Origin of the sequence: Streptomyces canus (assembly GCF_041435015.1) — a bacterium.
GTDB lineage: Bacteria > Actinomycetota > Actinomycetes > Streptomycetales > Streptomycetaceae > Streptomyces > Streptomyces canus_G.
In genome coordinates, this window is sequence record NZ_CP107989.1 from 4128002 (window position 1) to 4142105 (window position 14104).

General features: G+C 72.4%; 8 protein-coding genes. 4 read left to right on the forward strand and 4 right to left on the reverse strand.

From position 1 onward, the window contains the following. Positions 1-177: 177 nt before the first annotated feature. Both OG841_RS18480 and OG841_RS18485 read right to left on the reverse strand, forming a co-directional pair. Complete coding sequence (locus OG841_RS18480; protein WP_365119582.1) at positions 178-2826, reverse strand: DUF5682 family protein; 2649 nt, start codon at positions 2824-2826, stop codon at positions 178-180. A 589-nt stretch (positions 2827-3415) separates the two neighbouring features. Beyond that, positions 3416-4546 (reverse strand): ATP-binding protein, encoded by a 1131-nt coding sequence (locus tag OG841_RS18485; RefSeq protein ID WP_365119580.1) that lies wholly within the window; start codon positions 4544-4546, stop codon positions 3416-3418. Positions 4547-4691: 145 nt separating this feature from the next. Here OG841_RS18485 and OG841_RS18490 point away from each other — a divergent pair, with 145 nt between their 5' ends. Beyond that, on the forward strand, positions 4692-6047 hold the full coding sequence (locus OG841_RS18490) for an SWIM zinc finger family protein (RefSeq protein ID WP_328640467.1): 1356 nt from the start codon (positions 4692-4694) through the stop codon (positions 6045-6047). Positions 6048-6088: 41 nt separating this feature from the next. Next, on the forward strand, positions 6089-7699 hold the full coding sequence (locus tag OG841_RS18495; RefSeq protein ID WP_328640466.1) for a DUF5691 domain-containing protein: 1611 nt from the start codon (positions 6089-6091) through the stop codon (positions 7697-7699). A 224-nt stretch (positions 7700-7923) separates the two neighbouring features. On the opposite strand, the gene OG841_RS18500 is transcribed toward OG841_RS18495, so the two are convergent. After that, the gene (locus tag OG841_RS18500; RefSeq protein WP_306977339.1) at positions 7924-8340 is read right to left on the reverse strand and encodes a cobalamin B12-binding domain-containing protein; all 417 of its coding nucleotides are present in this window, start codon (positions 8338-8340) and stop codon (positions 7924-7926) included. A gap of 560 nt (positions 8341-8900) precedes the next feature. Here OG841_RS18500 and OG841_RS18505 point away from each other — a divergent pair. Together OG841_RS18505 and OG841_RS18510 are read left to right on the forward strand one after the other, a co-directional pair. Continuing rightward, positions 8901-9770: a lipase family alpha/beta hydrolase gene (locus OG841_RS18505; protein ID WP_328640465.1), complete on the forward strand. Its 870-nt coding sequence runs from the start codon at positions 8901-8903 to the stop codon at positions 9768-9770. Positions 9771-10039: 269 nt separating this feature from the next. Then, on the forward strand, positions 10040-11566 hold the full coding sequence (locus OG841_RS18510; protein ID WP_328643628.1) for a M23 family metallopeptidase: 1527 nt from the start codon (positions 10040-10042) through the stop codon (positions 11564-11566). Positions 11567-11592: 26 nt separating this feature from the next. Here OG841_RS18510 and pcrA read toward each other — a convergent pair whose 3' ends face one another. Next, entirely contained in the window at positions 11593-14073 is a 2481-nt protein-coding gene (pcrA, locus tag OG841_RS18515) for a DNA helicase PcrA (protein WP_328640464.1), read from the reverse strand. Between the last annotated feature and the right edge of the window lie 31 nt (positions 14074-14104).

The window sequence follows — 14104 nt, forward strand, 5'->3', positions numbered from 1 at the left end:
GTCATCCCCGTGCCCCCGTCCGGAACCGGTCCCAGAGCGGGACCACGGCCACGCTGGTCACCGGGCCGTGCTTCGCCCGGGACCCGGTCCCGTGGCCGGCCGTATCTCCGCGCCCGTGCCCGACAGCGCCGGCTGTCCCGTCGCCCCCGCCTCTGGGAGTCCGCGATACCTCGGTCATCATCCCGCCACCCCCGCAAGGTCGTTGTCGTCGGCGTTCGCCATATCGTCGTCGTGGTCGTCGTCCAGGCCGAGCAGCAGCCGCATCACCGGCAGCACGGCGTCCGCCCGGTCGCCGTCGAGGTCGGCCCCGAAACCCGGTATCCCGGCCCCCGCCCCGGCCGCACTCCCCCGCTGTCCCGGCCCCCGACGGACCAGTTCGCCCAGGGTCCGGCGTACTCCCGGCTCGTACGCCGAGAACGTGCGCCGCAGCAGCGGCAGCACATCGGTGAACGCCTCCGCCGGAACTCCGGTCAGCCAGGCGTCGACAAGCCCGAGCAGCCGCTCGTCGTGCACGAGAAGCATTCCGCCGCCGGACCCACCACCGACGAAACCCTCGATCCACGCGGCCGCGTCCCCCGGCGCCGTCCCCGGCGACAGCACGAGACCCATGAGCCGCGCCGCCTCGTCCTGCGCCAACTCCCCGTCGTCCAGCAGCAGCCGCACAGTCCGCCCCCGAAGGACACCGGGCACGGTGTCCCGCAGGGACAACACCCTGAGCACGGCCTGCCAACGGCCACGGAGGCCGCGGTGAGCCGGAACCGGGGCATCTCCTCTGTCGTCCGGCCCGGACACGGCGGTGGCGGCCGGAAGAAGCTGTCCGGGTACGGCCGTTGCGGCGCCCTGGGAGTCCTTCTCCGTTACGGTCGCGGACGGGCCACTCGCGTCGCCGCCGCCACCCTGCCCTGAAGCCCCCGGCGGTTCCTGTGCCGGGGACGCCACCTCATCCAGCAGCCCCACCGACCCGTGGACCGCGTCCACATGACGCCGCATCTCCTCCGCCGCCTCCGCGTCCAGCGCGGCACAGGCCGGAGGCAGGCCGACGAAGATCCGCTCGGCAAGGCCTGCGGCGACCTCCGTCAGCGCGCCGGTGCCGGTGCCGCGCACATCGCCGTAGCGCAGTGAACGGACGAGGGCCGGCAGTGCCTGGGCGAGATGGCCGACGTCCGCGTCCAGCGCGGCACGGTCGGCCAGAATCTGCATCACCGTGGGCAGGGCGTCCGGGAGTTCGGCCAGCAGACAACGCTCGGCGAGAGCGGTGACGTCGGCGAGACCCGACGCGGAGACGGCGTCCGCCTCCGCCTTCGCCGTCGCGGCGGCGAGCACGGTCGTGCCCCATACCCCCGCCTCGGCGACCCGCACCGACAGCTCCGGCTCCCACCGCAACCGCCATGTCTCCCGGAACGTGCCCGTGCTCCCCCGCGAGGCCGCCGGCTCACCCCACGCCACGCCCAGCAGCCGCAACCGGTGCAGCAGCCTGCTGCGCTCGGCGTCGTTCTCCTTGCGCAGATCCAGCTCCAACTCCCGCTCCAGCGCCTCCGGTTTGAGCCGCAGCCGCCGCTGGATCCGGTCGAGGTCGCGCTGCAACGGAACCGCGGGTGCCGCCTGTGGAACCTCCCCCAGGACGTCCCCCACCACCAGCCGGTCGTGCACCAGCGCCAACGGCACGTCCGAGCCCTCGCACATCACCGCCCGCACCGCGTCGGTCGTCTCGCTCAGGCCGGGCAGGGGACGGCCGCGCATGGCCGCCAGAGTCTCCGCCAGCCGTACGGCCTCGATGACGTGTGCCGAGGACACCATCCGGTCCTCTTCCCGCAGCAGTCCCGCCACCTTGGTCAGCCACCGCTCGACGGGCCGGTCCGGTGCCCCGAACAGGTGCCCGTACCAGCCGGGCGAGTCGATCCCCGCGCCGTAGCCGCTGTGCCGTGAGAGCCGGCGGTACGTCCACGGCACCCACGTCATGTCCGCCTTGACCTTGGGGAGGCCCTTCAACAGCGCCTTGTCGGCGGCGACCGTCCTCTTCCGCCGCAGCGCGGGCACGTGCCAGGCCCCGCACACCACGGCCACGTCGTCCCCGAACTCCCGCTGCGCCGACCGCACCTGGAGCCGCATGTACGCCTCGCGCACGAGGTCGCGGTCATGTCCGCCGGTTCCGTACGTCTCCCGCAGCACCCCCATCGCCTCTTCCAGCACGGTGAACGGCTCGAACACGTCCCCCTGCCCCGTCCCCCGGTGCTCCACGACGTCCTCCCACCATCGCTCGGGACCGTCGTATCCGGCGGTCTCGGCGAGCACACCGAGCGGATCGACACGGACGGCGACGTGAACGGCGGGCTCGTCCTTCACAGCGTCCTCGCCGGACGGGCCGGTGCCGTGAGCGTCCGAGGGCGCCCCTGACCGGCTCGCCTCCGGCATCTCGCCGGCTGGATCGTCCGGGCGGGCCGCCGGGCCTTCGTCCCCCTCGTCCCTCCCCCATGCCAAGGTGTGCGTCGCCGGCAGGTCGATGAAACGGGCCGGGACCTGGTGGTCCAGCGCCCAGCGGATCGCCACCCACTCCGGGGAGAACTCGGCAAGCGGCCAGAACGCCGAACGGCCGGGCTCGTCCACGGCATGGGCGAGGAGGGCCACCGGCGGTCGCATGTCCTCCTCGGCGGCCAGCGGAATCAATGGGTCGGCCTCGGGCGGCCCCTCGATCAGCACGATCCGGGGCCGGGCCACGTCCAACGCCGCTTGCACGGACCGCGCCGACCCGGGCCCGTGATGCCGCACCCCGAGCAGCAACGGCCCCGCACCGGCCTCCCGGCTCCCAGGAACACGGATGCCCGTCACACCTGCGCTCCCGGACACACCGCCTCCGTCCACTCCCTCTCCGGCTGACGAGCGAGAGCCCCTCCCCTCTTCACTCCCCGACACACCACCCCGAGCCTCACCCTCACGTCCCGACCCGCCGTCAGACGTCCCCGCACTCCCGAGTCCCCCGGAGCCACTCGCCGACTCCCCACCCCCGAACCTTCCGGGGCTTCCGGCCCCTCCGCTACCGAACCCCCCGGAGCCGCCAGTCCCCCCGCTCCCGACCTCACCCGCGCCCGTCACACCGTCCCCCTCCCTTCCGAGGCCACTTGGAGTCGTCCTCGACGACCGTCCCGATCCCGCCCTTGCCGCCGTCCCGCTCAAGCCCTGTCACACCCGTCCCCCTTGCCTCCGCGACCCCGGCGGTCCGAGGCGACGCCCTCGCGACCATCCCCGGGATCCGAACCGAGGCCCCGCGACCATCCCCGGCCCTCGGCTGTCCGAACCGGAGCCCCGCCACCGTCCCCGACACCCCGTACACCCACGAACGACGAGTCGCCATCCGCCCACACGAGCCCACAGCCCCCGCCTGGATTCCCGCCCGCGAGGCCCCGTCCCAGGTCCTCGGTCACGCGCTCACCTCCCGGCAAGCCCGGTAGAAGTCCTTCCAGCCGTCCCGCTCGCGGACGACCGCCTCCAGGTACTCCTGCCAGATGACGCGGTCGGCCGCCGGATCGCGGACGACGGCGCCGAGGATGCCCGCGGCGACGTCTCCGGCCCGCAGGACGCCGTCGCCGAAGTGGGCGGCGAGGGCGAGACCATTGGTGACGACGGAGATGGCCTCGGCCGTCGACAGCGTGCCGCTGGGCGACTTGAGCTTCGTACGGCCGTCGGACGTCATCCCGTCGCGCAGCTCGCGGAAGACCGTCACGACGCGACGGATCTCCGCGACGCCGTCGGGCGCGGCCGGCAGGTCGAGGGAGCGGCCGATCTGGTCGACGCGGCGCGAGACGATGTCGACCTCGGCCTCGACGCTCTCCGGCAGCGGCAGCACGACCGTGTTGAAACGGCGGCGCAGGGCGCTGGAGAGGTCGTTGACCCCGCGGTCGCGATCGTTGGCCGTGGCGATGAGGTTGAAGCCGCGGACCGCCTGCACCTCCTGGCCCAGCTCCGGTATCGGCAGCGTCTTCTCGGACAGGATGGTGATCAGGGAGTCCTGCACGTCGGCCGGGATACGGGTCAGCTCCTCGACCCGGGCCGTCATCCCCTCCGCCATGGCCCGCATCACGGGGCTGGGCACGAGGGCGTCGCGGCTCGGGCCGTTGGCGAGCAGCTGGGCGTAGTTCCAGCCGTAGCGGATGGCCTCCTCCGGGGTGCCCGCCGTGCCCTGCACGAGCAGGGTCGAGTCGCCGCTGACCGCCGCGGCCAGGTGCTCGGAGACCCAGGTCTTCGCGGTGCCGGGCACGCCCAGCAGGAGCAGGGCGCGGTCGGTGGCGAGGGTGGTGACGGCGACCTCGACGAGCCGGCGCGGCCCCACGTACTTCGGAGTGATCACCGTGCCGTCCGGCAGGGTGCCGCCGAGCAGGTACGTCGCCACCGCCCACGGCGACAGCTTCCAGCGAGCCGGGCGCGGGCGGTCGTCCTGCGCGGCCAGGGCGGCGAGTTCACCGGCGAAGGCGTCCTCGGCATGCGGCCGCAACGCCTCGTCCGACTCCCCCTGCTTCGGTTCCACGGGCGTCGGTTCAACAGACACAGTCATGGCTGAGGCCCCCTCCAGCTCGGCCGGTTCGGATCTGTCACCAACCGTGCACCACGCCACTGACAATGCGATCCGACCTGCGGAAACGTGCTCGCGAGGGTCGGCTCGCGGCCGATTGTCAGTGGGGGGATCTACCTTCGATGTCATGACTCAGCAGGGGGTGCGCTGGACGGCGGATCAGGTGCTGGCACTGGCGCCTGACTCCGCGTCACGCAAAGCGGGAAGCAAACTCGGCGCGGCCGGGCCGTGGTCCGAGGCCGGGAGTTCCGACGAGGGGACGGTGTGGGGGCTGTGCAAGGGCAGTGGCAGCAAGCCGTATCAGACGGTCATCGACATCGCGGACGCCGCGGGGCCCGCGTACAAGTGCAGTTGCCCGAGCCGCAAGTTCCCGTGCAAGCACGCGCTCGGGCTGCTGCTGCTCTGGGCGGGCGGGGAGGGAGCCGTGCCGCCGGGGCCGACGCCGGACTGGGCGGAGCAGTGGATAGAGGGGAGAAGGCAGCGCGCGCAGGAGAAGCGGACGGCGGGCGCGGCCGGTTCCGCCGCCGGGTCCGGTGATCCGGAGGCGGCGCGGCGCAGGGCGGAGCGCCGGGCCGTGCGGATCACGGCGGGTGCGACGGAGCTGGAGCAGCGGCTGGCCGACCTGCTGCGCGGCGGCCTGGCGGGGGCGGAGCAGGCGGGGTACGGCATGTGGGAGGAGACGGCGGCCCGCATGGTCGACGCGCAGGCACCGGGACTCGCCGCCCGGGTGCGCGAGTTGGGCGTGATCCCCTCGTCCGGTCCGGGCTGGCCGGTGCGGCTGCTGGAGGAGTGCGCCCTCATCCACCTCCTCGACCAGGGCTGGCTGCGCCGCGAGCGGCTGCCGGACGGCCTCGCGTCGACGGTCCGTTCCCGGATCGGCCTGCCCGCCTCGGCGGACGGCCCGGCGATACGGGACCGCTGGCTGGTCCTCGCCCAGTACGACACGGCGGACGCCCGTCTGACGACCCGCCGGATCTGGCTGCACGGCACGGACTCGGGCCGCACGGCGCTGCTCCTCTCCTACGGCGCCGCCGGCCGCGCTCCCGAACTGGCGCTGCCGGTGGGGCTCGAGCTCGAGGCGGAGGTGTCCGCCTATCCCGGTACCGGTCAGTTGCGGGCGGCTCTCGGCGAGCAGTTCGCACCGCCGACGCCCACGGCGACCCGCCCGCCGGGAGTGACGACCGAACAAGCGGCCGCCCGCTATGGCGAGGCACTGCGGGACGACCCGTGGCTGGACTCCGTGCCCGTGACCCTGGACCGGGTGATACCGGTCCCGGACGGCGACTTCTGGCAACTGGCGGACGCCGAGGGCGACTCGGCCCTTCCGCTCAGCGCCTCCGCCCGTTCCCGCCCGGGCCTGTGGCGCCTGGTCGCGCTCTCGGGCGGCGCCCCGGTCAAGGTCTTCGGCGAGTGCGGCCACCGCGGTTTCACCCCGCTGACGGCCTGGCCGGAGGGGGCGGGCGAGGCGGTGCCGCTGTGCTGAACGGAACTGACCGGGCACCCGACCGGACGGAAAGGAACCCCATGGACAAGATCTCCGCTCCCGTGCCGGACGCCTGGGAGGAGCTGGTCACCTCGGCACTGCTCGGCACCGCACGCCGTACGCCGCCCGGCCTCGCGCCCGGCGCCGAGGCACCGGTGGCGTTGCTGGACGCGGCGGCCGTGGAGACCGTACGGCGGCGGGCCGGGCTGCGGCCGACGCGCGCGGCACAGCGGCCGCAGCCGGCGCCCGAGGACACACGCCCTCCGCTGCCCGCGGCGGCGGCCCGCAGACTCGCCATGCTGCTCGCCGACCGGCCGGGCACGGGCGGAGGCGGCCGCAGGGGTACGGCACCGGATCTGATGGAGCTGCTGCCGCAGTGGCTCGCGACGGCGAACGCCCGCGGTTACGCGGCGCCCCCGCAGCTGCTGCCCGTCCTGCTGGACGCGGCCAGGGGCCGTACGGATCTGCGGCCGGCGGCGCTGGCGTTCGCGGGTTCGCGTGCCACCTGGCTCGCCCGGCTGAACCCGGACTGGCGGTTCGCCCTGCGAGCGACACCCGGCGGCGGAACAGCCCTGCCGTCCCCGCAGGACACGGAAGGCGTCCGACGGCTCTGGGAGGAAGGGCTGTTCGCCGAGCGGGTGGCCCTCCTCTCGGCGATACGTGCCGGGGAGCCCGCCGCCGCGCGCGAGTTGCTCGCGACGACCTGGGCGACCGAGCGGGCCGAGGACCGGCTGATGTTCCTCGACTCGTTGCGGACGGGTCTGGGGGCGGACGACGAGCCGTTCCTGGAGCAGGCACTGGCCGACCGGAGCCGCAACGTACGGGCCACGGCCGCGGAGTTGCTGTCGGCGCTGCCGGGTTCGGCGCTGGCGGCGCGGATGGCGGTCAGGGCAGGGGCGTGCGTGGCCGTCGACCACACCCAGGACAGGCCGACGATCGTCGTCGAGGCGCCGCACGAGTGCGACTCGGGCATGGAGCGCGACGGCGTCGTAGCGAAGGCCCCCTCGGGGCGGGGGGAACGTTCTTGGTGGTTCGGGCAGTTGGTGGAGGCGGCGCCGCTGGGAGTGTGGCCGGGGCGGCTCGGTGGGCGGACGCCCGAGGAGATCGTGGCGCTGCCGGTGGCGGACGACTGGCGGAACGAACTGCATGCGGCGTGGTGCCGGGCTGCCGTACGGCAGCGGGACGCCGGGTGGGCGCGGGCGCTGCTCGGGACACCCGCGGCGCCGGAGGCCGGGGGCCCGGGGGCGGTGTCCCTGGCGGAGCGCGCCAGGCTGCTGAGCACGTTGGGCTCCGCCGAACGGGCCGAGTGGGTCGCGGCGTTCATCGCGACCCACGGATTGTCCGAGGCGTTTCAGCTGCTCGGGGTGTGCGGGGTGCCGTGGGCCGCGCCGCTCGGGCGGGCGGTGGTCGACGCGCTCAACATCGCACGGGACGCGGGGAGTTATCCGTGGAGTTTCAGCGGGGTGATGGGGCTGGCGGAGCGATGTCTCGATCCGGCCGAGGCGGGGCGGCTGGAGGGCCTGATGGCGGTGCCGGACGAGGGGGAGGACGCGAGCCCCGGGGCGGGAGGCTACTGGGCGGAAGCATTCCAGCGCCTGGTGACGACCTTGCGGCTACGCGCGACGATGGCGCAGGAGCTGGGGGTGGAGTAGCCCGCGCGCGAAGATCGGTTGCCACGCCCACACCCACACCCGCGGGCGGCGGGCGGCGGGCGGCGGGCGGCGGGCGGCGGGCGGCGGGCGGCGGGCGGCGACTACCTAGGGGCGCGGGGAACTGCGCGACCAGCCACAGCGCACCCGCACCCGCACTCGCATCCGCCTCCGCACCCGACAACACCCCCCCGAACCGCTTGCCCCGCTGAGGCCGAGCGCAGCGGCTACGCCCCGGCAGGCTGCCGAACGTTCTCCCGGACCCAGTCCACGATCGACCGAGTCGTCGCCCCCGGCGTGAAGATCTCGGCGACACCCTTCTCCTTCAGCGGAGGGATGTCCGCCTCCGGGATGATCCCGCCGCCGAACACCAGGATGTCCTCCGCCTCCCGCTCCTTGAGAAGGTCGATCACCGCGGCGAACAACGTGTTGTGGGCCCCGGAGAGGATGGACAGGCCGATCGCGTCGGCGTCCTCCTGGATCGCGGTGTCGACGATCTGCTCGGGGGTCTGGTGAAGGCCCGTGTAGATGACCTCCATGCCCGCGTCGCGCAGCGCCCTCGCGATCACCTTGGCTCCGCGATCGTGACCGTCGAGCCCCGGCTTGGCCACCACCACGCGGATCGGACCGGCTGCCACACCCATCACTGCCTCCAAGAAGCGACTGCGTCCATTCCTCTGCCCATTCCTACCGACTAGTACCGCACCGGCCGGGAATGTGAACGAACGTTATCGCCACCATCACGCACCGTGCAGTTTCGCGGCGGACGCCAAGGGGGAAAATCACACGTGGGACACGTTCGGGAGCCGCAACGAGGTCGCCGCACCGCCGCGCCGCAGGCCGCGCGCCACGGTGGTGCGGCGCGCCGGCGACGGCACGAAGGGCACGTAGGACAGGTAAGGCACGACAGCGGGGAGCCTCGTCGCCACACCGACAGGGCGGCTCGTCACGTCACCGGCGCAGCACCATCACCAGCACCACTCACATCAGTGACATCACCAGCACTACCGGTTACACCCGCTCCACCCGTTCCGTCGGCTTCGCCAGCATCCGCAGCCACAGCCACCCCGGAACCCCGCGCCGCCCGCCGCACCCACCCCCCGCGCCCCACTCGCGCCGCGTCGACGACGCCCTCCGCCGCGACTCCCCATGAGCGCACACGGGGGACGGAGCTGTCCTCCCGTGTGCCGACAGGAGGTCGGCCATGAAGGTCACCAAGGCGGCGCTGCCGTTTCTCCCGCTCTGCCAGCGTCTGCTTCCCGGCAGTCTGGCGGGACTCTCCCTGGCCCTCCTGAAGGCGACCGCGCTCGAGCTGGCGATCCTCGCGGGGCATCTCCTCCTCTATCCCTCCGGCATCACGCAGGAGCGCCGCTCCCCCCTTCCCCCGCTCCCCTCGCCCGAGGACGGCGCGGCACAGCTGCCGACGGAGGCGAAGCCCCCGGTCGTGCTGCTGCACGGCTTCATCGACAACCGCTCGGTCTTCGTGCTCCTGCGCCGCAGCCTCGCCCAGCACGGCAGGCAGCAGATCGAGTCGCTCAACTACTCCCCGCTGACCTGCGACATCCGTGCCGCGGCGGAACTGCTCGGCCGTCACATAGAGGGGATCTGCGAGCGCACGGGCAGCGAGCGGGTCGACATCGTCGGGCACAGCCTCGGCGGCCTGATCGCGCGGTACTACGTGCAGCGCCTCGGTGGCGACACCCGGGTCCGCACGCTGGTGACGCTCGGCACCCCGCACTCCGGCACCCGAGTGGTGCCGCTGGCGAACGCGCACCCGATCGTGCGCCAGATGCGCCCCGGCTCGGAGCTGCTCGAGGAGCTCACCCGTCCGGCCCCGGGCTGCCGTACGCACTTCGTCAGTTTCTGGAGCGACCTCGACCACGTGATGGACCCGCTGGAGACCGCCTGCATCGACCATGCGGACCTGATGGCGCAGAACGTCCGGGTGAGCGGGATCGGACATCTCGCCCTGCCCGTGCACCCGGCCGTCGCGACCGGCATACGGCAGGTGCTCGACACCGCGCGGGCCGGAGAGGAGACGGCCGGCCGGACCGGGGGACTGACCGTGGCGTAACGGTCGTATCGACCACCGGGCACAGACCGCCAACAGCTCCTCGACAGCCGTCGGACCGCGAACCGACATCGAACAACCTTCGAACACAAAGCCAAGGTCACGCCCGCAGTCCCCCGAATCACGGTCGAATGCCCGTTTCCTGCGCGCCCGAAACCAGTTGAAGATTGTCGCGCCCGCATACCGCCGGGTACAGTCGCCGCACTGCTCTGGCAGCCCCTGTTGTCGAGGCGAAAGAGAAGTTGGTGAACGACCGTCACCCGTCGGGGACCATGACCACCCCGACTCCGGCTTCCGACGCCGACTCGTCGCACTACGCGTCGTACGGAAACCAGGAAGCCCAGTACGGCGACTTCACCCCGTACGGCGGCTATGACGCCACTGGTTTCGACGCCGCGGGCACCCCTGGCACCGCCGACGCGCACGCCACCGGCACCTTTGAGGCCGACCCGCTCTTCGGCAACATGCCGGGCGACGGCACCGGTTCGTACGACGCCTCGACGTGGACCACGGGCGGTCATCAGACCCTGAACTACGACATGTACGCGGCCCAGCACCACGCCGCCTACGACACCGGCGCGTACGACGCCACGCAGTGGGGCGGCGCGGACCAGCAGCTGCTCTCCGTGATCCCTCCGCAGTCGGGCGGCACCGACCACAGCGGACAGTGGGACGCGAGCACCTGGAACCAGCAGGACCAGTCCGCGGGCCCGGCCGACCAGACCCAGCAATGGGAATGGGGCACGCAGGCCTTCGACACCGGGGCGTACGACGCCACGCAGTGGAACTCCGAGGGCACGACGGCCGACCCGCAGGCGACGGCCGCGTTCGAGCAGGTCGGGTACGGCGAGAACCACACCTACGACGAGACCCACGCGTACGGCGAGGCGAATCCCCACGGCGACGCCTACGCCGAACACGCCCCGCACGACGGCGAGTCGACGGCCACGGGTGAGATGCCCGCCGTCCACGACGCCGACGCCCCGCTCCTCGACGAGCAGGAAGAGGCCGGTCCGGCGCCGATCCCCGCCCAGGGCTCCCGCGTGGCCGCGCGCACCGCCAACCGCTCCCGGCGCCGTATGCCCGCCAAGCGCTCCGCGCTGCTGACCATCGCCGTCCCCTCGGCGTGTGTCATGGGCGTCGCCGGAATCGCCGCCGCCTCGGTCGGCACGCTGACCAGCGACGGCCAGGAGACCTCGACGACCCTGGCGGACACGACCGGCGTCAAACCGGCCGTCGCGAACAACAAGCTGGACAGCCAGCTCGAGAGCCTCTCGGCCGGTGCCGACGACTTCGCCGACCGGGCCAGCCGCACGCAGGAACGCATCGACCTCAAGGCCCAGCAGGTCGCCGAGAAGAAGAAGGCGGCGGAGGAGGCGGCCCGCAAGGAGCGGCTGCGTCCGAAGTTCGCGCTTCCGGTCGCGCAGCGGGGTCTCAGCGCCTACTTCGGCCAGGCCGGCGTCAACTGGATGTCCGTCCACACCGGAATCGACTTCCCGGTGTCGTACGGCACGACGGTGATGGCCGCGACCGACGGCACCGTCCGGACGCAGTGGAACAGCGCGTACGGCAACATGATGGTCGTGACGGCGAAGGACGGCACCGAGACGTGGTACTGCCACCTCTCCAGCTACCGCGTCGCCTCCGGTACGACGGTCAAGGCCGGCGACCCGATCGCGTACTCCGGCAACTCCGGCAACTCGACCGGCCCCCACCTGCACTTCGAGGTGCACCCGGCGGGCGGTTCGGCCATAGACCCGCTGCCGTGGCTGCGCAGCCACGGGCTGGACCCGACGTAGAACCTCGGGCCCAGCCCCCCCCGCGGCTACAGCTTCTCGACCGGCGCGTACCGCAGCAGCAGTCGCTTCGGCTTCGCTTCCCCGAAGTCGATCGTCGCCTCGGCGTTCGCCCCCGTGCCCTTCACTCCGACCACTGTGCCGAGCCCGAACTGGTCGTGGGTGACTCGGTCACCGACGGCCAGCGCCACCACCGGCTTCTCGGAGGTCCTGCGCGTCGCGAAGCCGGACGCGCCCGACGCCGAGGAGCGGGAACGGGAGGACGACAGCGAGGCGGCCACCCCCGAGACCGGTCCCGCGGGAGCGGCGGTCGGACCGGTGCGCTTCCAGTCCACGTGCTGCGCCGGGATCTCCTCCAGGAAACGGGAGGGCGGGTTGTACGACGGCTGCCCCCACGCGCTGCGCAGGGCGGACCGGGTCAGATACAGCCGCTCACGCGCACGCGTGATGCCGACGTAGGCCAGCCGCCGCTCCTCCTCCAGCTCCTTGGTCTGGCCGAGAGCGCGCATGTGCGGGAAGACGCCGTCCTCCATGCCGGTGAGGAAGACGACCGGGAACTCCAGGCCCTTGGCGGTGTGCAGGGTCATCAGGGTGATGACCCCGGAGCCGTCCTCGTCCTCGTCGGGGATCTGGTCGGAGTCGGCGACCAGGGCGACCCGCTCCAGGAAGTCGGAGAGGGAGACGGAGGCCTCGCCCTCGCCGGACTCCTGCTCGAACTCCAGGGCCACGGCGGCCAGTTCCTGGAGGTTCTCGATGCGGGTCTCGTCCTGGGGGTCGGTGGAGGCCTGCAACTCGGCGAGATAGCCGGTGCGTTCGAGGACCGCCTCCAGGACGGTCGCCGGGCCCGCGCCGGACTCGACGACGGTACGGAGCTCCTCCATCAGCACGTTGAACCGCTTCACGGCGTTGGTGGAGCGCGCGGCCATGCCGTACGCCTCGTCGACGCGTTTGAGGGCCTGCGGGAAGCTGATCTTCTCGCGCTGGGAGAGGGCGTCGATCATCGCCTCGGCACGGTCGCCGATGCCGCGCTTGGGGACGTTGAGGATCCGGCGCAGCGGCACGGAGTCCTCCGGGTTGGCGAGGACGCGCAGGTAGGCCAGGACGTCCCGGACCTCCTTGCGCTCGTAGAAGCGGACGCCGCCGACGACCTTGTAGGGCAGGCCGACGCGGATGAAGACCTCTTCGAAGACACGGGACTGGGCGTTCGTACGGTAGAAGACGGCCACGTCGCCGGCCTTCGCGTCGCCCGCGTCGGTGAGACGGTCTATCTCGTCGGCGACGAACTGCGCCTCGTCGTGCTCGGTGTCGGCGACATAACCGGTGATGCGCGCGCCCGCGCCCGCGTTGGTCCACAGGTTCTTGGGGCGGCGGGACTCGTTGCGCTCGATGACGGCGTTGGCGGCGGTGAGGATCGTCTGGGTGGAGCGGTAGTTCTGCTCCAGGAGGATCGTCGTCGCGTCCGGGTAGTCCTCCTCGAACTGGAGGATGTTGCGGATGGTCGCGCCGCGGAAGGCGTAGATCGACTGGTCGGCGTCGCCCACGACGCAGAGCTCGGCGGGCGGCAGGTCGTCCTCACCCGGCGGTACGTCGACGGGGTGCTCGCCGGTACCGACCAGCTCGCGCACGAGCGCGTACTGCGCGTGGTTGGTGTCCTGGTACTCGTCGACCAGGACGTGCCGGAAGCGGCGGCGGTAGTGCTCGGCGACATCGGGGAACGCCCGGAGCAGGTTGACCGTGGTCATGATCAGGTCGTCGAAGTCGAGGGCGTTCGCCTCGCGCAGCCGCGACTGGTACATGGCGTAGGCCTGGGCGAGGGTCTTCTCGAAGCCGTCGGTGGCCTGGGCGGCGAAGTCCTCCTCGTCGATCAGCTCGTTCTTCAGGTTGCTGATCTTGGCGCTGAAGGACTTCGGCGGGAACCGCTTGGGATCGAGGTCCAGGTCGCGGCAGACCAGGGCCATGAGCCGCTTGGAGTCGGCGGCGTCGTAGATCGAGAAGGAGGAGGTGAACCCGAGCTTCTTCGACTCCCTCCGCAGGATCCGCACGCACGCGCTGTGGAAGGTCATCACCCACATCGCGTTCGCGCGCGGACCGACGAGCTGCTCGACGCGCTCCTTCATCTCGCCCGCGGCCTTGTTGGTGAAGGTGATCGCGAGGATCTGACCCGGGTGGACGTGGCGCTCGCCGAGGAGATGGGCGATGCGGTGGGTGAGCACCCGGGTCTTGCCGGAGCCGGCGCCGGCCACGATGAGCAGCGGGGTGCCGGAGTGCACCACGGCCGCGCGCTGGTTCTCGTTCAGCCCGTCCAGGAGCGCGGCCGGGTCCACCACCGGGCGGGGGGCACCGTCGCGGTAGTACGGGTCCCGGTCCGGGGGCACGTCGAACTTCCCACCGAACAGATCGTCCGGAACGGGTTCCGGTACGTGCTCGTCCTCGGGCGGCGGCGGTTCTTCCCCATGGGCCCTAGGGGCCTGGAGGTCCGCCAGGAAGCTGTCGTCAAAGAGGCTGCTCATCGCTCTCCGAGTCTAGGGTGCCCCACTGACA

Coding starts and splice junctions, on each gene's coding strand:
- OG841_RS18485 (WP_365119580.1), bottom strand. CDS start 4,546: ATGACTGTGTCTGTTGAACCGACGCCCGTGGAACCGAAGCAGGGGGAG.
- OG841_RS18490 (WP_328640467.1), top strand. CDS start 4,692: ATGACTCAGCAGGGGGTGCGCTGGACGGCGGATCAGGTGCTGGCACTG.
- OG841_RS18495 (WP_328640466.1), top strand. CDS start 6,089: ATGGACAAGATCTCCGCTCCCGTGCCGGACGCCTGGGAGGAGCTGGTC.
- OG841_RS18500 (WP_306977339.1), bottom strand. CDS start 8,340: ATGGGTGTGGCAGCCGGTCCGATCCGCGTGGTGGTGGCCAAGCCGGGG.
- OG841_RS18505 (WP_328640465.1), top strand. CDS start 8,901: ATGAAGGTCACCAAGGCGGCGCTGCCGTTTCTCCCGCTCTGCCAGCGT.
- OG841_RS18510 (WP_328643628.1), top strand. CDS start 10,040: ATGACCACCCCGACTCCGGCTTCCGACGCCGACTCGTCGCACTACGCG.
- pcrA (WP_328640464.1), bottom strand. CDS start 14,073: ATGAGCAGCCTCTTTGACGACAGCTTCCTGGCGGACCTCCAGGCCCCT.